Origin of the sequence: Aeromonas sp. R2-3, assembly GCF_040908375.1 — a bacterium.
Taxonomy (GTDB): Bacteria; Pseudomonadota; Gammaproteobacteria; order Enterobacterales; family Aeromonadaceae; genus Aeromonas; species Aeromonas veronii.
In genome coordinates, this window is record NZ_JBFODP010000022.1 from 93,127 (window position 1) to 115,677 (window position 22,551).

General features: G+C 58.7%; 20 protein-coding genes. 9 read left to right on the forward strand and 11 right to left on the reverse strand.

Going from position 1 to position 22,551, the window contains the following annotated elements; all coding sequences use genetic code 11:
- Positions 1-22: 22 nt before the first annotated feature.
- The 3 genes from aceE to ampD form a co-directional block, all read right to left on the reverse strand.
- A complete protein-coding gene (aceE, locus tag AB5Z02_RS11000; protein WP_040068936.1) occupies positions 23-2,683 on the reverse strand; it encodes a pyruvate dehydrogenase (acetyl-transferring), homodimeric type in 2,661 nt (886 codons plus the stop codon).
- A gap of 79 nt (positions 2,684-2,762) precedes the next feature.
- On the reverse strand, positions 2,763-3,527 hold the full coding sequence (pdhR, locus tag AB5Z02_RS11005) for a pyruvate dehydrogenase complex transcriptional repressor PdhR (protein WP_005336127.1): 765 nt from the start codon (positions 3,525-3,527) through the stop codon (positions 2,763-2,765).
- Between the two features lie 277 nt (positions 3,528-3,804).
- Complete coding sequence (gene ampD / locus AB5Z02_RS11010; RefSeq protein WP_069554218.1) at positions 3,805-4,380, reverse strand: 1,6-anhydro-N-acetylmuramyl-L-alanine amidase AmpD; 576 nt, start codon at positions 4,378-4,380, stop codon at positions 3,805-3,807.
- Positions 4,381-4,510: 130 nt separating this feature from the next.
- Between ampD and AB5Z02_RS11015 the strand changes: the two genes are divergently transcribed.
- The 9 genes from AB5Z02_RS11015 to yacG all read left to right on the forward strand — a co-directional run bounded on the left by AB5Z02_RS11015 (position 4,511) and on the right by yacG (position 12,315).
- Positions 4,511-4,981, forward strand: coding sequence for a TIGR02281 family clan AA aspartic protease (locus tag AB5Z02_RS11015; RefSeq protein ID WP_158113353.1), 471 nt, complete (start codon positions 4,511-4,513; stop codon positions 4,979-4,981).
- A 3-nt stretch (positions 4,982-4,984) separates the two neighbouring features.
- Positions 4,985-5,848 carry a carboxylating nicotinate-nucleotide diphosphorylase gene (nadC, locus tag AB5Z02_RS11020; protein ID WP_202004376.1) on the forward strand — a complete coding sequence of 288 codons (864 nt, stop codon included), beginning with the start codon at positions 4,985-4,987 and terminating at the stop codon, positions 5,846-5,848.
- Positions 5,849-6,163: 315 nt separating this feature from the next.
- Complete coding sequence (locus AB5Z02_RS11025) at positions 6,164-6,595, forward strand: prepilin-type N-terminal cleavage/methylation domain-containing protein (protein WP_368216002.1); 432 nt, start codon at positions 6,164-6,166, stop codon at positions 6,593-6,595.
- A 6-nt stretch (positions 6,596-6,601) separates the two neighbouring features.
- On the forward strand, positions 6,602-8,308 hold the full coding sequence (tapB, locus tag AB5Z02_RS11030; RefSeq protein WP_368216003.1) for a PilB family type IVa pilus assembly ATPase TapB: 1,707 nt from the start codon (positions 6,602-6,604) through the stop codon (positions 8,306-8,308).
- Positions 8,309-8,547: 239 nt separating this feature from the next.
- Positions 8,548-9,789 (forward strand): type II secretion system F family protein, encoded by a 1,242-nt coding sequence (locus AB5Z02_RS11035; protein ID WP_005336136.1) that lies wholly within the window; start codon positions 8,548-8,550, stop codon positions 9,787-9,789.
- Positions 9,790-9,850: 61 nt separating this feature from the next.
- A complete protein-coding gene (locus AB5Z02_RS11040) occupies positions 9,851-10,723 on the forward strand; it encodes an A24 family peptidase (protein ID WP_236317102.1) in 873 nt (290 codons plus the stop codon).
- A 13-nt stretch (positions 10,724-10,736) separates the two neighbouring features.
- On the forward strand, positions 10,737-11,351 hold the full coding sequence (gene coaE / locus AB5Z02_RS11045) for a dephospho-CoA kinase (RefSeq protein WP_201952893.1): 615 nt from the start codon (positions 10,737-10,739) through the stop codon (positions 11,349-11,351).
- Positions 11,352-11,388: 37 nt separating this feature from the next.
- A complete protein-coding gene (zapD, locus tag AB5Z02_RS11050; protein WP_005336141.1) occupies positions 11,389-12,111 on the forward strand; it encodes a cell division protein ZapD in 723 nt (240 codons plus the stop codon).
- A 9-nt stretch (positions 12,112-12,120) separates the two neighbouring features.
- A complete protein-coding gene (yacG, locus tag AB5Z02_RS11055) occupies positions 12,121-12,315 on the forward strand; it encodes a DNA gyrase inhibitor YacG (protein ID WP_005336142.1) in 195 nt (64 codons plus the stop codon).
- 77 nt (positions 12,316-12,392) lie between these two features.
- On the opposite strand, the gene mutT is transcribed toward yacG, so the two are convergent.
- The 8 genes from mutT to murC form a co-directional block, all read right to left on the reverse strand.
- Positions 12,393-12,797: an 8-oxo-dGTP diphosphatase MutT gene (gene mutT / locus AB5Z02_RS11060; RefSeq protein WP_042079685.1), complete on the reverse strand. Its 405-nt coding sequence runs from the start codon at positions 12,795-12,797 to the stop codon at positions 12,393-12,395.
- Between the two features lie 75 nt (positions 12,798-12,872).
- Entirely contained in the window at positions 12,873-15,593 is a 2,721-nt protein-coding gene (gene secA / locus AB5Z02_RS11065; protein ID WP_005336144.1) for a preprotein translocase subunit SecA, read from the reverse strand.
- A gap of 58 nt (positions 15,594-15,651) precedes the next feature.
- The gene (locus AB5Z02_RS11070) at positions 15,652-16,557 is read right to left on the reverse strand and encodes a M23 family metallopeptidase (protein WP_005355107.1); all 906 of its coding nucleotides are present in this window, start codon (positions 16,555-16,557) and stop codon (positions 15,652-15,654) included.
- 140 nt (positions 16,558-16,697) lie between these two features.
- A complete protein-coding gene (gene lpxC / locus AB5Z02_RS11075; protein ID WP_005336146.1) occupies positions 16,698-17,621 on the reverse strand; it encodes a UDP-3-O-acyl-N-acetylglucosamine deacetylase in 924 nt (307 codons plus the stop codon).
- Between the two features lie 99 nt (positions 17,622-17,720).
- On the reverse strand, positions 17,721-18,872 hold the full coding sequence (gene ftsZ, locus AB5Z02_RS11080; RefSeq protein WP_005336147.1) for a cell division protein FtsZ: 1,152 nt from the start codon (positions 18,870-18,872) through the stop codon (positions 17,721-17,723).
- 39 nt (positions 18,873-18,911) lie between these two features.
- The gene (gene ftsA, locus AB5Z02_RS11085) at positions 18,912-20,171 is read right to left on the reverse strand and encodes a cell division protein FtsA (RefSeq protein WP_005336148.1); all 1,260 of its coding nucleotides are present in this window, start codon (positions 20,169-20,171) and stop codon (positions 18,912-18,914) included.
- Complete coding sequence (locus AB5Z02_RS11090; RefSeq protein ID WP_005336149.1) at positions 20,152-20,904, reverse strand: cell division protein FtsQ/DivIB; 753 nt, start codon at positions 20,902-20,904, stop codon at positions 20,152-20,154. The genes ftsA and AB5Z02_RS11090 overlap by 20 nt, the downstream gene beginning before the upstream one ends.
- A gap of 97 nt (positions 20,905-21,001) precedes the next feature.
- Entirely contained in the window at positions 21,002-22,456 is a 1,455-nt protein-coding gene (gene murC, locus AB5Z02_RS11095) for a UDP-N-acetylmuramate--L-alanine ligase (protein WP_368216004.1), read from the reverse strand.
- Positions 22,457-22,551: the final 95 nt, after the last annotated feature.

Below are 22,551 nucleotides of genomic sequence, written 5' to 3' on the forward strand. Positions count from 1 at the left end.
GACGGCGCGACCCTTGATCCACTTACGCGTACAGCGGGTTGACCTTGTCGGCATCGATGCCGTACTTGGCGATGGCGTCGGCCACAACCTGCTTGTCTACCTCGCCGCGCTTGGCCAGTTCGGTCAGAGCAGCAACCACCACGTAGAACTCGTTCACTTCGAAGTGACGACGCAGGTTGGCACGGCTGTCGGAACGGCCGTAACCGTCGGTACCCAGCACGCGGTAGTTCTCGGTCGGAACGAAGGCGCGAACCTGATCGGCGAAGGACTTCATGTAGTCGGTCGCAGCGATGGTGGCTTCGGAACCCAGTACCTGAGCGATGTAGGGAACACGCGCCTCAGAGGTCGGGTGCAGCATGTTCCAGCGATCCGCGTCCTGACCGTCACGAGCCAGCTCGTTGAAGGAGGTGACGCTGAACACATCGGAACCGATGCCGTACTCGCTGGCCAGGATCTGGGCAGCCTTGCGCACGTGACCCAGGATGGAACCACAACCCAGCAGCTGAACTTTCGCCTTGGCACCGGCGACGGATTCCAGCTTGTAGATACCCTTGCGGATGCCTTCCTCGGCGCCTTCCGGCATGGCCGGCATGGCGTAGTTCTCGTTCAGGGTGGTGATGTAGTAGAACACGTTCTCCGGGTTCTCACCGTACATGCGGCGCAGGCCGTCCTGTACGATCACCGCCACTTCATAGGCGTAGGACGGATCGTAGGAGATGCAGTTCGGGATGGTGTTCGCCAGGATGTGGCTGTGACCATCTTCGTGCTGCAGACCTTCGCCGTTCAGGGTAGTACGACCGGAGGTCGCACCCAGCAGGAAGCCACGGGCTTGCTGGTCACCGGCTGCCCACGCCATGTCGCCGATCCGCTGGAAGCCGAACATGGAGTAGTAGATGTAGAACGGGATCATCGGGCAATCGTTGGTGCTGTAAGAGGTCGCAGCAGCCAGCCAGGAGGACATGGCGCCCAGCTCGTTGATACCGTCTTGCAGAACCTGACCCTGCTTGTCTTCCTTGTAGTAGGAGACGATGTCGCGGTCTTGCGGGGTGTACTGCTGACCGTGCGGGCTGTAGATACCGATCTGGCGGAATAGACCTTCCATACCGAAGGTACGGGCTTCGTCAGCGAGGATCGGGACGATGCGCTTGCCGATGGACTTGTCTTTCAGCATCACGTTCAGGGAACGCACGAACGCCATGGTGGTGGAGATTTCGCGCGCCTGCTCACCCAGCAGCGGGCCGAAGGCATCCAGTGCCGGGATTTCCAGCTTGGTGGTGCTTTCGCGCAGACGGGTCGGCACATAGCCTTTCAGGGCGGTGCGACGGTCGTGCAGGTATTTGTGCTCGGCAGAACCGGCTTCGATCTTCAGGTACGGCAGATCGGCCAACTGCTCGTCGGCCACCGGCAGGTTGAAGCGGTCACGCAGGTGACGCACGGAGTCCAGCTCCATCTTCTTGACCTGGTGAGCGATGTTCTTGCCTTCGGCCGCTTCACCCATGCCGTAACCCTTGATGGTCTTGGCCAGAATAACGGTCGGCTTGCCCTTGGTCTGGGTCGCCTTGTTGAATGCGGCGAACAGTTTGCGAGGATCGTGACCACCGCGGTTCAGGGCGAAGATCTCCTCGTCGGTCATGTCTTTGACCAGCGCGGCAGTTTCCGGATAACGGTTGAAGAAGTGCTCGCGGATGTAGCCACCGTCGCGGGACTTCATGGTCTGGTAGTCACCGTCCACGGTCTCGTTCATCAGCTGGATCAGCTTGCCGGAAGTGTCTTTCTTCAGCAGCTCATCCCACTTGCGACCCCAGATCACTTTGGTCACGTCCCAGCCGGCGCCAGCAAACAAGCCTTCCAGCTCGTTGATGACCTTGCCGTTACCGACAACCGGACCATCCAGACGCTGCAGGTTGCAGTTAACCACGAACACCAAGTTGTCGAGCTTTTCACGCACGGCAACGGTCAGGGCACCCTTGGCTTCCGGCTCGTCCATCTCGCCGTCACCCAGGAAGGCGTAAACGGTCTGCTCGGAGCAATCCTTGATGCCACGGTCGGTCAGGTACTTCAGGAAACGAGCCTGATAGATGGCGGCGATAGGGCCCAGACCCATGGAGACGGTCGGGAACTGCCAGAAGTCCGGCATCAGTTTCGGGTGCGGATAGGAAGGGATACCCTTGCCGTCCACTTCCTGACGGAAGTTGTCCAGCTGCTCTTCGGTCAGACGACCTTCAGCAAAGGCGCGAGCATAGATGCCCGGGGAGATATGACCCTGGAAGTAAACCAGATCGCCACCATCCTTCTCGTTGCGAGCACGGAAGAAGTGGTTGAAGCAGACATCATAGATGGTCGCAGAAGAAGCGAAGGAAGACATGTGACCACCCAGGTCCAGGTCTTTCTTGGACGCGCGCAGCACGATCATCATGGCGTTCCAGCGGATGATGGCGCGAATGCGGCGTTCCATCTCCAGGTCACCCGGGTAGTCCGGCTCATCGCTGGACGGGATGGTGTTGATGTAATCGCGATTTGCCTTGGCAGCCACGTCCACACCGCTTACGCGGGCTTTCTCGGCCAACTGTTCAAGGATGAACTGAGCGCGTTGCGGACCCTCTTCACGCAGCAGGGATTCCAGAGAGGCAAGCCACTCCAGCGTTTCTATCGGGTCCACATCGTTCTTCAGGATATCAGACATGGCTGGTTCCTATGTTGTTGTGATTGCACGGCATTGCACGGCGAAGGGCGCAAGCATTCGACAATAGAGCCTTGTGGGATTAGTTTTCCTGCTGACGGATCCGACGCATGGATCGCTGGATCCGGCTGTCTTCCCTCTGCATATCCAACAAGGTGTCCTCGATAAAGGCCAGATGCTCATGACAAGCTGTTCTGGCCCGCTCCGGAGCCCCCGAAAGAATAGCCTCGATCAGATTCGCGCGATGGCGACGTATCTTGGCTACCACTCCCGGGCGGCGATTCAAAATCTCGTTATTCTGCAGAATGTTCTGCTCGAGCATCGGGCTCATGGCCCGCAGCAGGTGCAGCAGCACCACGTTGTGGGACGCCTCGGCCACCGCCAGATAGAACTGGGTCACGGCTGCCGATTCGGCCACCAGCGAGCCCAGCTGGCCCGCCTCTTCGATGGTGGTTTGCACCTGACGAATGCGCTCGAAATCAGACCCGGTTCCCCGCAAGGCCGCGTAGTAGGCACAGATGCCTTCCAGCGCGTGGCGAAACTCCAGCAGGTCATACTGGGCTTCCGGGTGGGTACTGAGCAGTTCGAACAGAGGATCGGCGATCCCCTTGCTCAGGGCATTCTGCACATAAGTGCCGCCGCCCTGACGGCGATAAAGCAATCCGCGCGCTTCCAGTCGCTGGATGGCTTCGCGCAATGAGGGGCGCGATACCTGAAACTGGATGGCGAGTTCCCGCTCGGGAGGCAATTTCTGCCCCGGCTGCAGGCTGCCTTCCAGAATCATCTGTTCCAGCTCAGCGACAATGGAGTCGGCCAACTTGGGTTGCGTAATCTTGCGATAGGGCATGAGGCTACTTTGTTAAATTGGTATTACCAATTTTATGGATGGGGCGAAAATTAGCAGAGGCCTTTTGAAAAGTCCACTCAAAAGATGATCTGAGTCAAGAATCAGCCCTGCCACTTAAGAGGTAAAGCAGGGGAAACATGATTTAGCTCATAGAAAATGGTCTGACCAATATTCTTGACCGCGCTCAAAATAACATTTGCGCAACCAGAGGCAAAAATGGCCTGCCAGATAGGCAAGCCATTGATTTTAAAACCCAAACTAAATTTGAATATTTACTTTAGCTGTTTAGTAATTGCCGGTAGTAATCCCACTGGAAACTGGCTCCGGGATCCGTCTTGCGCCCTGGTGCGATATCGCAATGGCCGACAATTTTTTCGTGGGTGATGGCCGGATAGCGCTCCGAGATGGCTCGGGTGAGCCCCGCCAGCGCCCGGTATTGAGCCTCGGTATAGGGGATTTCGTCAGTCCCTTCCAGCTCGATGCCAATGGAGAAGTCATTACATGCCTCCCTCCCCTGCCAGCTCGAGACACCTGCATGCCAGGCGCGCGCGCCAAACGGTACATACTGCACCAGCTCGCCATCACGGCGGATCAGGCAGTGTGCCGAAACCCGCAGCTGATGGATACCGGCAAAATAGGGGTGAGCCTCGGGGTCAAGCCGCCCCATAAAGAGATCGTCGATAAAGGGACCGCCAAACTCCCCCGGCGGCAGGCTGATGCCATGCACCACCAGCAGGGAGATATCGTCCGGGGCGGCCCGTTCGTTGTGATGGGGAGAAGGCACCCGGCGCGCCTGCTGGCACCAGCCAGCGGCATCGATAGAGAAACAAGGTTGCGAAGCGAGTTGAGTCATCGGCTACTCGAGTTGGCTGATAAATGGCGAAAAAACGAAGATACGCGATAGGCAACCCGGCACCAACTCACTGAATCAACGGGAAATGGTATGTTAGGCTGAGTCATCTTCCGCTCGATATGGATGGGGTATGCAGCACACGGCACGCTGGATGTGGTTACTGGCCTGGCTCTCTTTGATGGGCCTGCTGACCCTCTATTTTCACTCCCGCAACCAACCAAGCGTCACCGCCAGCGGCGAGCTGTTGCTGCGGGCCGACCAGAGCGGCCACTATCGTCTGGAGGGTGCCATCAACGGCCAGCCGGTGCAACTGCTGCTCGATACCGGCGCCACCCGTATCACCATCCCGCAGCAGGTTGCCGAGCGGCTCGGCCTGACCGCTCACGGCAGCAGCCAGGTCAATACCGCCGCGGGGCAGATCCGGGTCGGCAACGGCACCATCGAAACGCTGGCGATGGGGCCATTGACCTTGTACGATCTGGCCATCTTTATCAATCCGGTGGCAGACGGTGACGAAGTGCTGGTTGGCATGAACGCCCTCGGTCGGCTGGAGCTGGTTCAAAAGGAGCGGCAACTGCTGCTCAGACCCTTGCAGGAATAAGGCATGTTTCAACAGGATGTCAGCCGCGCCGTGCGCGCCGCACTACTCGAAGATCTGGGCGATGCCCTCACCACGCTGGACCAACCGGACGCCAGCGCCGATATCACCGCCCAGCTGATCCCGGCGGATCGGATGGCCAGCGCCCGGGTCATCACCCGTGAGGCCGGTGTGTTCTGCGGCCAGCCCTGGGTGGATGAAGTGTTCGTACAACTCGGCGGCGAGGTGAAGGTGGAGTGGAAGGTGCAGGATGGGGAAGTGCTCTCCCCCAATCAGGAGCTGTTCCGCCTCCATGGCCCTGCCCGTCTGCTGTTGACCGGCGAGCGCAATGCCCTGAACTTTGTCCAGACCCTCTCCGGCGTCGCCACCCTCACCGCTCGCTATGTGGCAGAGCTGGAGGGCACTGACTGCCGCCTGCTCGACACCCGCAAAACCATCCCCGGGCTGCGCACCGCCCAGAAGTACGCAGTCACCTGTGGCGGCGGCAAGAATCACCGCATCGGTCTCTACGACGCCTACCTCATCAAAGAGAACCATATCCTCGCCTGTGGCGGCATTGCCGAAGCGATCAATGAGGCTCGTCATCTCAATCCGGGCAAACCGGTGGAGGTGGAAGTCGAATCGCTGGCAGAGCTGGAACAGGCACTGGCGGCAAAGGCCGATATCGTGATGCTCGACAACTTCGACGTGACCATGATGCGGGAAGCGGTCGCCATCAATCAGGGCCGCGCCAAGCTCGAAGTCTCGGGCAATGTCACCCTCGATACTCTGGCCGAGTTTGCCGCCACCGGCGTCGATTTTATCTCGGTCGGGGCGCTGACCAAGCATGTGCGGGCGCTCGATCTCTCCATGCGCTTTATCCAGCAGTGAGATTCACCCCGCAGGCCTGAGCAAATACTCGAGCTAACCGGATAAACAACTTGCAAAAGGCGCCATGGGCGCCTTTTCTTTATGCAGGATCCCTCAGCAAAGGAGTGTAATGACGGACCCGCTTTCACCCGTAACAAAGAGTCATAAGAAGCCACTTATTTTATGACTCGCATCAAGTTTTTGGTAAATGACATGAAAGTGGTTAACAAAGGCAGCAATCTCTGTTGCCACCCCTGACAGCTCGGATAAGATACTGACGTTCGGACGATTTTCTACCGACACTTCCCAGGAACCAAGGATAAAAGGATATTTCAAATGAAGAAACAATCGGGTTTTACCCTTATTGAACTGATGATCGTGGTCGCAATCGTGGCCATTCTGGCGGCAGTCGCGCTGCCGGCATATCAGACTTATACCAAAAAAGCGAAATTTACAGAGGTTATCACTGCGACAGGTGCAGCGAAAACCGCGATAGAAATCTGCAGTCAAGCTGGTGGTACACCTTCAGTATGTGATACTGCCGCCGAAACCGCTGTAAGTGGCACGGTGGGTACCGCTATCGTTGATAAGGTTGAGATCACAAATAGCGGGACCCAAGGTTCTGCTACGTATGAGATCAAAGCAATCGGTAAAGACCCTGTTAAAGAAGATTATATCTTGAAGGGCACAGAAGAGAATGGACGAGTCAAATGGGAGGCAAACCCAAGTGGTGCAGTTGGTAGTTGTGTTGCAGCCGGCATTTGCTGATAACAAATGACCTCTAGCCCTAATAGCGGCCTGGCGTTAAGCCTGGCCGCCTCTTCACTGATCAGTGAAGAGGACTCCCAGCGCTATCTGAGCCAGGCCAAGGCCCAGCGCAAGCCCTTTGTGACATTTCTGATTGAGAACGACATCCTCGACAGCAAGGCGCTCGCCGATTTTTGCGAGCTGGAGTATGGGGTACCTCTGCTGGATCTTGCCGCCTTCGATTTGGCCGAGATCCCGCAGAAGTACCTCAATCAGAAGCTGATTGAGAAGCACCACGTCCTGCCCATCTACACTCAGGGCCACACCCTCTATATCGCCATGTCGGATCCGACCAATGTCTCGGCGTTGGAGGACTTTGGCTTCAGCTTCGGGCTCCATACCGAGGCGCTGCTGGTGGAGGAGAACAAGCTCACCGCCGCCATAGGCAAGCTGCTGGAGAGCGAAAACGACGCCCTCGGCATGGAGGATATCGACGAGGCCGAGATTTCGGATCTCGAAGTCTCCGACGAGAACAGTCGGCTGGACGAAAGCGTCAATACCGCCGATGACGATGCTCCCATCGTCAAGTACATCAACAAGATCCTGATGGACGCCATCAAGCGCGGTGCCTCCGACCTGCACTTCGAGCCCTATGAGTTCAAGTATCGGGTCCGCTTTCGCATCGATGGCATTCTGCATGAGATCGCCACACCGCCGGTCAATCTATCCAACCGCTTCTCCGCTCGCCTCAAGGTGATGGCGCGGCTCGATATCGCCGAGCGGCGGCTGCCACAGGATGGCCGTATCAAGCTGAAGCTGTCGCGCAACAAGTCGATGGATATGCGGGTCAACACCCTGCCCACCATGTGGGGGGAGAAGATCGTTATCCGTCTGCTCGACTCTTCGGCGGCACGCCTCAATATCGAGCAACTCGGCTTTGATGACCGGCAGAAAGCGCAGTACCTGCGCGCCCTCTCCAAGCCACAGGGGATGATCCTGGTGACCGGCCCCACCGGCTCGGGCAAAACAGTCTCGCTCTATACCGGCCTCAATATTCTCAACACCACCGAGGTGAATATCTCCACCGCCGAAGATCCGGTGGAGATCAACCTGCCCGGCGTCAACCAGGTGCAGGTCAACCCCAAGGCGGGGCTCACCTTTGCCAGCGCCCTGCGCTCCTTCTTGCGGCAAGACCCGGATGTGGTGATGGTGGGGGAGATCCGCGATCTCGAAACCGCCGAAATCGCCATCAAGGCAGCCCAGACCGGCCACCTGGTGCTCTCCACCCTGCATACCAACTCCGCCGCCGAGACCCTGACCCGAATGATGAACATGGGGGTTCCGGCCTTCAACATCGCCTCCTCGGTAACCCTGATCATGGCCCAGCGGTTGGCCCGTAAGCTGTGCGATCACTGCAAGGCACCGGAGGTGGTGCCGGAAACCGAACTGCTGGAGCTGGGCTTTACGCCACAGCAGCTGGCAGCCGGACTGCGACTGTTCAAACCGGTCGGCTGCAAGGAGTGTTCCGGCGGCTACAAGGGGCGGGTCGGCATATACGAAATCATGCTGATGTCGGAGAACATCGCCAAATTGATCATGCAGGGCGCAAACTCCCTGCAAATCGCCGCTATCGCGCAGAAGGAGGGGATGCGCACTCTGCGCACCTCGGGGCTGGAGAAGGCCCGGCTCGGGGTCACCAGTCTGGCCGAGGTCAACAGGGTCACCACCAACTGATCCGTGTGCGGAACGACCCGCCGATTTGGCTGGCAGAGCGAATTCGTCGTTCACGAACACGGAAAGGATGATTGTCAGGCCAACAGAGTAATCAGATATTCAAGTGACCGGGTTGGCGCCAAGAAGGCACCACCCACCCTATCAGTACCCCGCAGGCATCAAGCCAGTCGGGCACCTTGACCAGGTTGGTGACGTGCAGAGCCCGACTCTGACAACCAACCCCATTGCAGGATGCAAAGATGGCAACCCTAACGAAAAAGAACAATGCCCCCAAGAAAGTCTTCGCCTTCCGCTGGCACGGGGTAAACCGCAAGGGGCAGAAGGTCTCCGGCGAGCTGCAGGCCGACAGCATCAACACCGTCAAGACAGAACTGCGCAAGCAGGGGGTCAACGTCACCAAGGTAGCCAAGAAATCCCAGGGGCTCTTCTCCAAGGGCGGCGCCAAGATCAAGCCGATGGATATCGCCATCGTCTCACGCCAGATCACCACCATGCTCTCCGCCGGCGTACCACTGGTGCAGAGCCTGCAGATCATCGCCCGCAGTCACGAGAAAGCCTCGATGCGCGAGCTGATGGGGCAGATTGCCGCCGATGTGGAGACCGGTACCCCCATGTCGGAGGCGCTGCGTCGCCATCCTCTCTATTTCGATGATCTCTACTGCGATCTGGTGGAAGCCGGTGAGCAATCCGGTGCGCTGGAGACCATCTACGACCGTATCGCCACCTATCGGGAAAAGTCGGAAGCGCTCAAGTCGAAGATCAAGAAGGCGATGTTCTACCCCACCATGGTCATTCTGGTCGCCATCGTGGTTACCTCCATCCTGCTGCTGTTCGTCATTCCGCAGTTCGAGGATATCTTCAAGAGCTTCGGTGCCGAGCTGCCGGTGTTCACCCAGTTTGTTATCGGCATCTCCCGCTTTATGCAGAACTGGTGGTATGTCTTCTTTGGTGGCACGGCCCTTGGCATCTTCCTCTATGTGCGGGCCTGGCGGGCCTCCCAGAAGGTGAAAGACAATACCGACAAGTTCGTCCTCACCATTCCGGTGGTCGGGATGATCCTGCACAAGGCGGCGATGGCTCGCTTTGCTCGCACCCTGTCGACCACCTTCTCCGCCGGTATTCCGCTGGTGGATGCGCTGATTTCGGCGGCTGGGGCCTCGGGTAACTATGTCTATCGCACCGCGGTCATGGCGATCCGCAACGAGGTGGTGGCCGGTATGCAGATCAACGTGGCAATGCGCACCGTCGATCTCTTCCCCGACATGGTGATCCAGATGGTGATGATCGGTGAGGAGTCCGGCGCCATCGATGATATGCTCTCCAAGGTCGCCACCATCTTCGAACAGGAGGTGGATGATCTGGTCGATGGCCTCACCAGCCTGCTGGAACCCCTTATCATGGTGGTGCTCGGGGTGCTGGTCGGCGGCATGGTTATCGCCATGTACCTGCCCATCTTCAAGCTTGGCGACGTGGTAGGCTGATTTATCAGGGCATGGCACCACCGCCATGCCCTCCCCCTCATCCAATAACTGACGGTTGGTTATGACACTTCTTCTCGAGCTGGCTCACGGCTTGCCCTGGCTCTACTTCTCGCTGGTTTTTCTCTTCTCCCTGATGATCGGCAGCTTCCTTAACGTAGTGATCCACCGCTTGCCCATCATGCTGGAACGGGAATGGCAGGCCGAATATCGCAGCTACTTCGCCCCCGATGAGGAGGCTACTGCGCCAGAGCGCTACAACCTGATGGTCCCCCGCTCCGCATGCCCTCACTGTGGCCACGCCATCACTGCGCTGGAGAACATCCCGCTGCTGAGCTGGCTCTGGCTCAAAGGGCGTTGCCGCGACTGTCAGGCGCCCATCTCGGCCCGCTATCCGCTGGTAGAGCTGCTGACCGCCCTGCTCTCGGTGGCCGTAGCCATGGTCATAACCCCGGGCTGGGGCACACTGGCTGCCCTGCTGCTGACCTGGGTGCTGGTCTCCCTCACCTTCATCGATCTCGACAAGATGTTGCTGCCCGACCAGCTCACCCTGCCCCTGCTGTGGGGCGGGCTGCTGTTCAATCTGGCAGGTGGCTTCGTGCCGCTGGCGGATGCGGTGATCGGCGCCATGGCGGGCTATCTGGTGCTCTGGAGCCTCTACTGGGCCTTCAAGCTGCTAACCGGTAAGGAGGGGATGGGCTATGGCGACTTCAAGCTGCTGGCGGCGCTGGGCGCCTGGCTCGGCTGGCAGGCACTGCCCATTATTTTGCTGCTCTCATCCCTGGTAGGCGCCGTGATCGGCATCAGCCTGATCGCCTTGCACAAACACCATCAGGGCAAGCCCATCCCCTTCGGCCCCTACCTCGCCATCGCGGGCTGGATTGCGCTGTTGTGGGGCGATACCATCACCCGCTGGTATCTCTCTACCCTGCTTTGAGCAAGAGGCCCCCATGTATGTAGTTGCTATCACAGGTGGTATCGGCAGCGGCAAGACCACTATCGCCAATCAGTTTGCCGCGCTGGGTATCGAGGTGGTGGATGCCGATGTGATCGCCCGCGAAGTGGTCGAGCCGGGCACCCCGGCCCTTGCCGCCATCGCCGACCATTTTGGCCCTGATGTGATTGAACCTAGCGGTCAACTCGACCGTCGTGCCCTGCGCGAGCGGGTCTTCAGCGACCCGCAGGCCAAGGGGTGGCTCAATGCCCTGCTCCATCCGCTCATTCGCAGCGAAATGCTGCGCCAGTGTGCCGCAGCCAGTTCTCCTTACTGCCTGCTGGTGGTGCCGCTGCTGGTGGAGAACAAACTCACTGGCCTCGCCAACCGGGTGCTGGTGATCGATGTGGATGAAGCCACCCAGATTGAGCGCACCTGTCGCCGTGATGGGGTATCGGCCGAGCAAGCCAAGGCCATCATCGCCGCCCAAGCGAGTCGGTCGGAGCGCCTCGCGGCGGCGGATGATGTCATCGAAAACTACAATGGCAGCGAAATGGCGATTAAAACGCGGATTTTGGCGCTGCACGAGACATATCTGGCAATTGCCTCTCAACAAGGCCGCCAAGTGTGAGTACACTAGGCCGGTTTATGGCTGGCCAGGATTAGGCATGATTTACGATTTCCCCCTCAATGAAAAAAGCCGGACCTATCTTCGTCTGGAGTCCCTGTTTTCCCAGATCCGCGACAATCTGGAGAGTGAACAATCCTGGGCACATATCGCCTTCTTCAAGGGGCTGTTCGATCTGCAGGAGTTGCTGGAGCGTGGTGACCTGCGCGCCGACCTCATCAAGGATCTGGAGCGTCTCGGCCAGCGTCTGAGCCACTGGGCCAGCCTGCCCGATGTCGATCTGGAGCAGATCAAACTGATGCAGCAAGAGAGCAGCCAGCTCTCCCGCAACCTGCTCAATTCGCCACGCCCGGGTGCCCGCCTGAAAGAGGATCGTCTGCTCGGCTCCATCCGCCAGCGCTTCTCCATCCCGGGTGGTCTGTGTGCCTTCGATGTGCCGCAGCTGCACCACTGGCTCGGCACCCCGGCCATCACCCGTCACCAGCAGATGCAGGGCTGGCTGAGCGATATTAACCTGCTGATGAATGCCATCACGCTCCTGCTGCGCCTGTGGCGTGAATCAGGCAGCTTCAGTGAGCAGGTTGCCAGCAACGGTTTCTTCCAGGACACCGCCGAGAGCGCCGAGCTGATCCGCATCAAGCTGCCGGGCAATCTGTTCTGCTACCCAACCCTGAGCGGCCACAAGAACCGCTTCGCCCTGCGCTTTCTGCCCACCGCAGAACAGCCGATTGGCGACGTGCCGTTCCAGCTCGCCTGCTGCTAAGGAGCGCTTATGGTCACCAAGGTAAAGTGCCCGACCTGTCAGAGCGAAGTGGAATGGGGCCCGCAGAGCCCGTTCCGCCCCTTCTGCAGCAAGCGCTGCCAGCTGATCGATCTTGGCGAGTGGGCCGATGAAGAGAAGCGGATCCCGGGGGAGATCAACCCGGATCTGCTGCCTGAGCCGGAAGAGGGTGATCAGTGGCTATAAGTCCCAGATCACTCACCTCTGCAAAATCAAAAAAGGGCCGATTGGCCCTTTTTTGATGCTTGTTGATTACTACCGGCTCACGCCAGCAGGCCTTGAAGCCGCGCTACAATCGGGCCATTGGCATCGGGGAAGTGGTAGTTATGCAGCTCTGCCACCGGCACCCACAGACACTCCTGCCCCTCCTTGCCGAACGGCTCGCCGCTGAAACGGGTCACCTTCCAGATATCCAGCAACACCTGCTTCTCGGGGTAGTCGTGCTGCAGTTCCATAAAGGGGGCACAATCCAATACCCGGATGCCGATCTCTTCCCACAGCTCCCGATCCAGCGCGGTGAGCAGATCCTCGCCCGACTCTACCTTGCCACCGGGAAACTCCCAGCGATCCCCCTGATGGCGCTCGGAGGAGCGTCTGGCGATGAAGATATCGCCCCGTTCATTCTCGATGACACCAACCGCCACCCAGATCCGTTTTTTCTGTTCCATCAATTACCTCTGTTCGCTTGTTGCCACCAATAACAAGGCGGGCACTTGGCCCGCCTTGTTATGGCATAGCGTCGATCAGGTCAACTGACCGTGGCAGTGCTTGTACTTCTTGCCGGAACCGCACGGGCAGGGATCGTTGCGACCAACCTTCTGCTCGTCGCGCACGAAAGTGGTGTGACCCTCTTCGCCTGCGGCCTGTTCATCGGCCAGCTGGCTCTCGGCAGCGGCGTGGGTATAGGTACGGGGAGCGGCTTCCGCCTGCTGGCGTTGCTGCTCTTCCATCGCTTCCACATCGCGCTCCTGCACCTGAACACGGCTCAGGATGCTGACCACGTCACGCTTGAGAGTTTCCAGCATCTGGGTGAACAGATCAAAGGATTCGCGCTTGTACTCCTGCTTGGGGTTCTTCTGGGCGTAACCGCGCAGATGGATGCCCTGACGCAGGTGATCCATGGCCGCCAGATGCTCTTTCCACAGACCATCCAGAGTTTGTAGCATCACCGCTTTCTCGAAGTTGCGCAGCACCTCTTTGCCGACCAGCTCTTCCTTGTGGGCATAGAGCTTGGTGGCTTCGTCCAGAATGCGCTCGCGCAGCTTCTCTTCGTACAGCTTGTCATCTTCCGCCAGCCACTGTTGCAGCGGCAGATCCAGCGCGAAGTCCGCCTTCAGGCGCGCTTCCAGGCCCGGCACGTCCCACATCTCTTCCAGAGACTGGGGCGGGATGTACTCGTCGATCACCGCGCCGTAGACGTCGTCACGGATAACGTGGATGGTCTCGGAGATGTCGTTGGTATCCAGCAGCTCGTTACGCTGCTCGTAGACCACCTTGCGCTGGTCGTTGGCCACGTCATCAAACTCCAGCAAGCTCTTGCGGATGTCGAAGTTGCGACCTTCCACCTTGCGCTGGGCGTTTTCGATCGCCTTGGTGACCCATGGGTGCTCGATGGCTTCGCCCTCTTCCATGCCCAGCTTCTTCATCATGCCGGTCACGCGATCGGAGGCGAAGATCCGCATCAGAGTATCTTCCATGGAGAGGTAGAAACGGGAGGAGCCCGGGTCACCCTGACGACCGGAACGGCCGCGCAGCTGGTTATCGATACGGCGGGACTCGTGACGCTCGGTACCGATAATGTGCAGACCACCGGCGGCCAGCACCGCATCGTGACGCACCTGCCAGGCGGCTTTCAGCTCGGCAATCTGCTCGCTGGTCGGGTTCTCCAGCTTGGCAATCTCTGCCTGCCAGTTACCGCCCAACACGATGTCGGTACCACGACCGGCCATGTTGGTCGCGATGGTGACCGCACCAGTCTGACCGGCCTGGGCAACGATCTCCGCTTCCATGGCGTGGAACTTGGCGTTCAGCACCTTGTGCGGGATCTTTTCCTTGGTCAGGATGCCGGAGAGCAGCTCGGAGTTCTCGATAGAGACGGTACCGACCAGTACAGGCTGGCCCTTGGCCACACACTGACGGATATCTTCGATGATGGCGGCATACTTCTCATTGGCGGTCAGGTAGACCAGATCGCCCATGTCTTTGCGCACCATCGGCTTGTTGGTCGGGATAACCACGGTATCCAGACCATAAATCTGCTGGAATTCAAAGGCTTCGGTATCCGCAGTACCTGTCATCCCCGCCAGCTTGTTGTAGAGACGGAAGTAGTTCTGGAAGGTGATGGAAGCCAGAGTCTGGTTCTCGTTCTGGATCTTCACCCCTTCCTTCGCTTCAACGGCCTGATGCAGACCATCGGACCAGCGACGACCCGGCATGGTACGGCCGGTGTGCTCGTCGACGATGACGATCTCGTCTTTCTGGACGATGTAGTCCACGTTGCGCTCGAACAGGGTGTGAGCGCGCAGACCGGCGTTGACGTGGTGCAGCAGGCTGATGTTGGAGGCGGAGAACAGGGAGTCGTTCTCGTCCAGCAGCCCCTCTTTCTTGAGCAGCTCTTCCACGAAGATCTGACCGTTTTCGGTCAGCAGGGCCTGACGGTTCTTCTCGTCTACTGTGTAGTGACCGTCGCCGGTGTACTCTTCGGTGTCTTCCTTGTCCTGCTTGACCAGCAGCGGGATCAGTTTGTTGACGCGGATATAGAGCTCGGAGCTATCTTCGGCCGGGCCGGAGATGATGAGCGGAGTACGGGCTTCATCGATAAGCACCGAGTCCACCTCATCCACCAGCGCGTAGTTGAGCGGACGCTGCACGCGCTGCTCCGGCGAGAACGCCATGTTGTCGCGCAGGTAGTCGAAACCGAATTCATTGTTGGTACCGTAGGTGATGTCGGCGGCGTAGGCGTCACGCTTCTGGGACGCATCCATACCGGGCACGTTGCAATCAACGGTCATGCCGAGGAAGGCAAACAGCGGACGGTTCGCTTCCGCATCACGCTTGGCCAGGTAGTCGTTCACCGTCACCACGTGCACACCACGGCCACTCAGGGCGTTCAGGTAAGCTGGCAAAGTCGCAGTAAGAGTCTTACCTTCACCGGTTTTCATTTCCGCGATGCGGTTGGAGTTCAGCACCATGCCGCCGATCAGCTGCACGTCGAAGTGGCGCATGCCAAACACCCGCTTGGAGGCTTCACGCACGGTCGCGAACGCTTCCGGCAGCAACTGCTCCAGGGTCTCACCCTGCTCGATACGCTGACGATATTCAGCCGTTTTGGCCTGCAACTCGGCATCGGAGAGAGCCTCGAACTGCGGCTCCATGGCATTGATCTGTTTTACAATTTTGCGCAAAGCCTTGAGCGTTCTGTCGTTCCGGCTGCCGATAATCTTGGTAAGCAGTGTGCTAATCATGGGTACCAACTATTTCTGGTTATAAAAGCGTTCCGTCACTGGAACCTGAAGAAAAAACCTAACCCCGTCTGGCACTGAGAAAGCGTGCGGGGTTGACCTGACGACCATCTTTCAACACTTCGTAATGCAGATGGACCCCGGTCGCGCGACCGGTGCGTCCCATCAAGGCAATCTTCTGACCCTGATCAACCAGGGTGCCCACCTCGACCAGCAACTTGGAGTTGTGGGCATAGCGGGTGACCAGGCCATTGCCGTGATTAATCTCCACCATATTGCCAAATTCCGGATGACGGCCCGCCCAGCTGACAATGCCGGGCCCGGTGGCCAGAATCGGGGTTCCGGGTTTGCCACGGAAATCGACCCCTTTGTGCATCTTGGCACGCCCGTTGAACGGATCGACCCGTCCACCAAACCCGGACGAGACCCAAACTCGCTCCTGTTTGACTGGCGTGCCGGAAATAAAACCGGCATCGGTGATATGGTGATTCATGATGAAAGATTCAAGTACCGACAGCTGCTCTTCGCGGCTGCTGAGCTGCTGGCTGAGGTGTTTCATCGATGCTTGCAGCTCGTTGAGGCTCACTTCCAGCTCTTCATCATAAGAAGGGCCGCCCATGGGGGGCAGCTCTTTGAAATTGAACTCGTCGGGATCGAGATCGGCCTGCTCGGTCAATCGTTCGCCGAGGGCATTGAGACGGCCAAGCTGGCCCTGCATGGTGCCTACCTGAGCAGCCAGCATTGCCAACTGTTCACGGGCTTCGTCGCCACTCTGGTCGACGGACTGTTGCTCGGCAACGGCAAGCGCCACTTCCAGCGCCTCCATTTTCTGGTGCCAGCTCTGCCAGAGCCAACCACCACCAAGGGCCAACAGGGAGAAGAGAATACCGCCGACCCAGGCCAGACGTTGTTTGGGCAGGTGCAACTTGCGTCGCTGCTTGCCGTGGAGGATCAGGGTAATGCTCATAGAAATCAGTCTGCTCGGTCAGGTGCGGCCAGGAGCCAGCACGGGAAATAAAACCGGGAGATAATCGGTATTAAAGGATGGAGTAAACAAATGACGGAACGTCGGTGCGGAGAGAGGACCGACGTTCCGTTGCACAGCTATCAGGCCAGAACCAGACCGTTATCGTAGTAAGCGATAGGCGCTTTGTCGCCCTCACCCTCGAAGGTCACCAGTTCCCAAGCCTCCTGCTCGGCCAGCAAGGCACGTAGCAGCTTGTTGTTCAGGGCATGCCCGGTCTTGTAGGCACGGAACTCACCGATGATGCTGCGGTTACACATGTAGAGGTCACCGATCGCGTCCAGCATCTTGTGCTTGACGAACTCGTCCTCATAACGCAAACCGTCTTCGTTCAGCACCCGATAGTCGTCCAGTACCACGGCGTTTTCCAGGCTTCCGCCCAGCGCCAGGTTCTGGGAACGCAGGTACTCGATATCGCGCATGAACCCGAAGGTACGGGCACGGCTGATCTCTTTCACGAAGGAGGCACCGGAGAAGTCCAGTACGCAACGCTGATTGCGCCCTTCAAAGACCGGATGCTGGAAATCGATCTCAAGATCCATCTTGAAGCCGTTGCGATAGGGGTGGAATTCCGCCCACTTGTCGCCGTCTTCAACCCGGATGCTCTTCTTGATCCGCACAAACTGCTTGGCAGCATTCTGCTCACGGATCCCGACTTCCTGCAGCAGGTAGATAAAGGGATGCGCACTACCGTCCATTACCGGGATCTCGGGTGCGTCAACCTCAACGTAGAGGTTGTCGATCCCCATCCCGGCCAGCGCGGCAGAGAGGTGCTCAATGGTAGAGACACGGACACCGGCTTCGTTGACCAGAGCGGTACAGAGCACGGTATCGCGCACCTGATCGGCATTGGCTGGCAGCTCCACCACAGGATTCAGGTCGGTACGCAAGTAAACGATCCCTGTGTTCACAGGCGCCGGACGGAACGTCATGGTGACTTTCCGGCCCGAATGCAGGCCGACACCAGTCGCCTGTACACTCGTTTTCAAGGTTCTTTGTCTAATCATGGGTGTACCCTAAACAGCTTAAAATCCGGACCAGATGGTCGTTGGCAGGCCATCTTAGCACATTCCTTGAACAACAAACAAACGAGAGCCATAAGAGGCTTAGTCAGCTTGCTTGCGCAGGAACGCCGGAATATCCAGGTAATCCGGTTCACGACGAGCTTGCGGCTCGGCGTTGACCACCTTGGCCGGGGCTTCGTCCATCACGCGGCCTTGCATCATGTCGCTAACTAGCGGCTGACGCACAGGGCGCTCTTGCACCTGGCTGCTCTTGACCAAAGTGATGTCCGGCTTGCGCTCGGCACCGATACCGGTAGCAACCACAGTCACACGCAGTTCGTCGTGCATTTCCGGATCGATTACGGTACCCACTACTACAGTGGCGTTCTCGGAAGCGAAGGCCTTGACCGCGTTACCCACGGTTTCGAACTCTTCGATGGTCATGTCCATACCGGCGGTGATGTTGACCAGGATGCCACGGGCACCAGCCAGATCCACGTCTTCCAGCAGCGGGCTGGAGATGGCTTTCTCGGCCGCTTCTTCAGCACGGTCATCACCAGAGGCGGAACCGGTACCCATCATGGCAGTACCCATTTCGCGCATTACGGTACGCACGTCCGCGAAGTCGACGTTGATCAAACCCGGACGGGTGATCAGCTCGGCAATGCCCTGTACCGCGCCAAGCAGTACATCGTTGGCCGCCTTGAAGGCGTCCAGCAGGGAGATACCGCGACCCAGCACCTTCAGCAACTTGTCGTTGGGAATGGTGATCAGGGAGTCGACGTTCTTGGAGAGCTCTTCGATACCGTGCGCGGCGAAGCCCATCCGCTTCTTCCCTTCGAAGGAGAACGGCTTGGTCACCACAGCAACGGTCAGGATGCCCATCTCGCGCGCCACTTCGGCCACGATCGGCGCAGCACCGGTACCGGTACCACCACCCATACCGGCGGCGATGAACACCATGTCGGAACCGGTCAGCAGCTCACGTAGCGCTTCGCGATCTTCCATGGCCGCATCACGACCCACTTCCGGATTGGCGCCGGCACCCAGACCCTTGGTGATCCCACCGCCGATCTGCAGGGTAGTGTTGGCGCTGGAGTTACGCAGTGCCTGGGCATCGGTGTTGACGGTAATAAACTCAACACCCTCAATATTTTGACGAACCATGTGCTCGACAGCGTTACCGCCGCCGCCACCTACACCGATCACTTTAATGACGGCTTCGTCAGTGTGGCTATCCATAAATTCAAACATGTTGTCTCTCCGCTTTATTTGCCTGACTCAGCAAAATTCTTAGAACTCGCCACGCAGCCAGTTGCTAACCCGTTTGACCAGGCCACCGACGCTTGCCTTGGCGGCATATTCTTTGTTGCTACCTGTGGCTTGATGGGTGCGGCCATATTGCAGCAACCCGACCGCAGTCGAGTACACCGGTGCCTGCACGTAATCACTCAAACCACGTATGTTCATGGGCTCTCCCACCCGGACCTGGCTCTGGAAGATCTGCTCTGCACACTCCACAATGCCTTCAATCTGGGCAGCGCCGCCGGTCAAGACCACACCGGCTGCCAGCTGATGCTTGACCCCCTGCGCTTTCAACTCGCTTTGTACCCGCACCAGCTCATCATTCACCATGGAGAGCAACTCGGTGTAACGGGGCTCAATCACTTCAGCCAGTGTCTGCCGTTGCAGGCTGCGCGCCGGACGACCGCCGACACTGGGTACTTCAATATTGTCTTCCTTGCTGACCAGACGACCGAGGGCGCAACCGTAGCGCACCTTGATCGCTTCCGCGTCGAGCGGCGGCGTGCCGAAGGCATAGGCGATGTCGCTGGTCACAGTACTGCCAGCGTACGGGATCACCTTGGTGTGGCGCAGGGCACCGCCGGTAAACAGCGACATGTCCATGGTGCCGCCACCGATGTCCACCACGCAGACACCCAGCTCTTTCTCGTCTTCGGTCAACACGGCATAGCTGGAGGCCAGCGCGGAGAAGATCAGTTGATCCACGCGCAAACCGACCTTCTCCACACACTTCTCAATGTTGCGAGCCATGTCGTTGTGGCAGGTGATCAGGTGAACCTTGGCTGCCATCCTTACACCGGAGAGGCCGACCGGATTCTTGATCCCTTCCTGATAATCGATGGCAAACTCCTGAGGCAGCACATGCAGCACGCGCAGCTCGTCGGAGAGGCGAACCGACTTGGCGGTGTGGATCACGTTGTCCACATCCTCCTGGGTCACCTCTTCATCGGAGATGGGCACCATACCGGTCTCGTTGCGGCAATCAATATGCTTGCCGGACAACCCCAGATAGACCGAGCTGATCTGGCAATCTGCCATCATCTCGGCCTCTTCCACCGCGCGGCGCAGTGACTTGACCACGGAGTCGAGGTCATTGACCCCGCCCTTCTCCATTCCGCGAGAAGCGTGACTGCCCATACCGATGACGTTCAGTTCACCGTCCGGCAATACTTCCCCGACCAGAACCGCCACCTTGGTTGTGCCGATATCCAGTCCGACAATCAAATTCCTATCTGCGGTGTTGGTCATGCACTTTCTCTTCGCTCTTCTTCCAGCCAACTGCCATTCCGGTGTCGTATCGAAGATCCACGTAGGCGACTTGCGCACGGGGTTCGATAACCGGGAAGGCATCGATAAACCGCTGCAGCCGGAGCGCAATGTCATTGCGTCCCAGGAACAGCTTGATATTGCCATCCAGGGTCAGTTCCCAGGCATGGCGGGGGGTCAGATTCACCCCCAGCAACTTGTATCCCTTGGCAGCCAGTTGCGACTCGTACTGCCGACTCTCTTTCAACACCCGGGCGGCCTGGTCATCCGGCCCTGACAGCTGCAACAGCGGCGTCTTGACCCGATCCGGGGCACTGAATACCTTGCCCTTGGTGTTGACGAAGCGGTTGCCATTCCAGCGCGCCGCCACATCTTGTTCCGTGAGGTAGATCTTGATCTTGTTCGGCCACTTCTTTCGTACCGAGACCGAGGCCACCCATGGCAGGGCGTTGAGCCTTGCCTGCAATTCGTTGACGTCCAATTCGAAGAAGTTGCGCAGCTCGGCGCCATCCAGCACGGCCATCCGCAGCTCTTCGGTTTGCAAATACTGGTGTTGCCCCTGCAGCAACAGCTCGCTCATGGGCAACCGGTTGGCATCTGTCAGCCAACCTTTAACATCCAGCGCCGTCCGGTAGCAGCCCCATATCACCAGCAGGAAAAATGCTACCCCTGCGATGAAGCCACCCTTGGTGCGCCCCTGTGCCCTTGCCTCCACCCGATCGATCCCCGTGTAACGCGCTAAACCGGCCTTTGACAGACCGGTTCGCCATTATATAGGCCCCGGCTTGGCGGTCAAAATACTCATTGGGCCCTCAGGCGCCAGATTTCATGCTATCTATGCTCAATTTCATCTCTCCGAGACGACGGGCAAGTGCCCCGACGTTCCCGGCGCCTTGAGTCAGCACCAAATCCCCCTCGCCGATCAGGTCGGCCAGCACGGCTGGCACGTCATCTGGCGTGGCGACGAAGATGGGTTCCAGGTTGCCACGCGAGCGAATGGAGCGGCACAGTGCCCGTCCATCAGCGCCCGGGATCGGCTCCTCACCGGCAGCATAAACCTCCAGCATCACCAGCACGTCTACCTTGGAGAGTACATCGGCGAAGTCCTCGTAGAGGTCGCGGGTGCGGGTATAACGGTGGGGCTGGAACACCATCACCAGACGCTTCTCGGGCCAACCGGCGCGGGCGGCGTTGATGGTGACCTTCACTTCGCTCGGGTGGTGACCGTAATCGTCCACCAGCATCGCCTTGCCGCGACCGGTTTCAAACTCGCCATACTGCTGGAAGCGACGACCAACCCCTTCAAATTTGGCCAGAGCAGAGATGATGGCCTCGTCGCTAACACCGTCCTCTGTCGCGACAGCTATCGCCGCTGCGGCGTTCAATGCGTTGTGAATACCCGGCAAATTGAGGGTCACCTGCAGCTCACCGGCCTCTTTGCGGCGAACACGGAAGCAGCTGTGGTTGGTGGTCTGGACAAAATCCAGCACCTGCACATCGGCATCGTCAGAGAGACCGTAGGTCAAGGTCGGACGGGCAATCTCGGGCAACATGCCACGGATCACCGGATCATCGATGCAGACCACCGCCAGTCCGTAGAAGGGCAGATTGTGCAAAAACTCGATGAAGGTGGCCTTCAGCTTGGAGAAATCACCGCCGTAGGTGTCCATGTGATCCGCTTCGATGTTGGTCACGATAGAGACCATCGGCTGCAGATGCAGGAAAGATGCGTCGCTCTCGTCCGCTTCGGCAATCAGGTAGCGGCTGCTGCCCAGGCGGGCATTGGTGCCGGCACTGTTGAGCAGGCCACCGATGACGAAGGTCGGATCGCGGTCGGCTTCGGCATAGATACTCGCCACCAGACTGGTGGTGGTGGTCTTGCCGTGGGTACCGGCAATGGCGATGCCGTGACGGAAACGCATCAGCTCGGCCAGCATCTCGGCGCGGCGCACCACCGGGATCCGCAGTTCGCGGGCAGCCAGCAGCTCCGGGTTGTCCTGCTTGATGGCGGTAGAAACCACCACCACGCTGGCACCCTCAACGTGTTCGGCACTGTGGCCGACAAAGATGTGAGCACCCAGTCCGGCCAACCGCTCGGTCACAGCGTTGCGAGTCAGATCAGAACCCGTTACCTGATACCCTTCGTTGGCAAGCACTTCGGCGATCCCGCCCATACCGGCACCACCGATACCGATAAAGTGGATGCGACGCACGCGGCGCATTTCGGGGATCACAGTACGCAGTTTTGCCAGTTCAACCTTGGTCATAATCGTCTCTTTAGTCTGCCGCAGGCCATGTGCCGTCAAAGCGCGGCTGCACGGCGGCATCAATACATACAGGTACAAGGCTGCACGGTGTCACC

Coding starts and splice junctions, on each gene's coding strand:
- aceE (WP_040068936.1), bottom strand. CDS start 2,683: ATGTCTGATATCCTGAAGAACGATGTGGACCCGATAGAAACGCTGGAG.
- pdhR (WP_005336127.1), bottom strand. CDS start 3,527: ATGCCCTATCGCAAGATTACGCAACCCAAGTTGGCCGACTCCATTGTC.
- ampD (WP_069554218.1), bottom strand. CDS start 4,380: ATGACTCAACTCGCTTCGCAACCTTGTTTCTCTATCGATGCCGCTGGC.
- AB5Z02_RS11015 (WP_158113353.1), top strand. CDS start 4,511: ATGCAGCACACGGCACGCTGGATGTGGTTACTGGCCTGGCTCTCTTTG.
- nadC (WP_202004376.1), top strand. CDS start 4,985: ATGTTTCAACAGGATGTCAGCCGCGCCGTGCGCGCCGCACTACTCGAA.
- AB5Z02_RS11025 (WP_368216002.1), top strand. CDS start 6,164: ATGAAGAAACAATCGGGTTTTACCCTTATTGAACTGATGATCGTGGTC.
- tapB (WP_368216003.1), top strand. CDS start 6,602: ATGACCTCTAGCCCTAATAGCGGCCTGGCGTTAAGCCTGGCCGCCTCT.
- AB5Z02_RS11035 (WP_005336136.1), top strand. CDS start 8,548: ATGGCAACCCTAACGAAAAAGAACAATGCCCCCAAGAAAGTCTTCGCC.
- AB5Z02_RS11040 (WP_236317102.1), top strand. CDS start 9,851: ATGACACTTCTTCTCGAGCTGGCTCACGGCTTGCCCTGGCTCTACTTC.
- coaE (WP_201952893.1), top strand. CDS start 10,737: ATGTATGTAGTTGCTATCACAGGTGGTATCGGCAGCGGCAAGACCACT.
- zapD (WP_005336141.1), top strand. CDS start 11,389: ATGATTTACGATTTCCCCCTCAATGAAAAAAGCCGGACCTATCTTCGT.
- yacG (WP_005336142.1), top strand. CDS start 12,121: ATGGTCACCAAGGTAAAGTGCCCGACCTGTCAGAGCGAAGTGGAATGG.
- mutT (WP_042079685.1), bottom strand. CDS start 12,797: ATGGAACAGAAAAAACGGATCTGGGTGGCGGTTGGTGTCATCGAGAAT.
- secA (WP_005336144.1), bottom strand. CDS start 15,593: ATGATTAGCACACTGCTTACCAAGATTATCGGCAGCCGGAACGACAGA.
- AB5Z02_RS11070 (WP_005355107.1), bottom strand. CDS start 16,557: ATGAGCATTACCCTGATCCTCCACGGCAAGCAGCGACGCAAGTTGCAC.
- lpxC (WP_005336146.1), bottom strand. CDS start 17,621: ATGATTAGACAAAGAACCTTGAAAACGAGTGTACAGGCGACTGGTGTC.
- ftsZ (WP_005336147.1), bottom strand. CDS start 18,872: ATGTTTGAATTTATGGATAGCCACACTGACGAAGCCGTCATTAAAGTG.
- ftsA (WP_005336148.1), bottom strand. CDS start 20,171: ATGACCAACACCGCAGATAGGAATTTGATTGTCGGACTGGATATCGGC.
- murC (WP_368216004.1), bottom strand. CDS start 22,456: ATGACCAAGGTTGAACTGGCAAAACTGCGTACTGTGATCCCCGAAATG.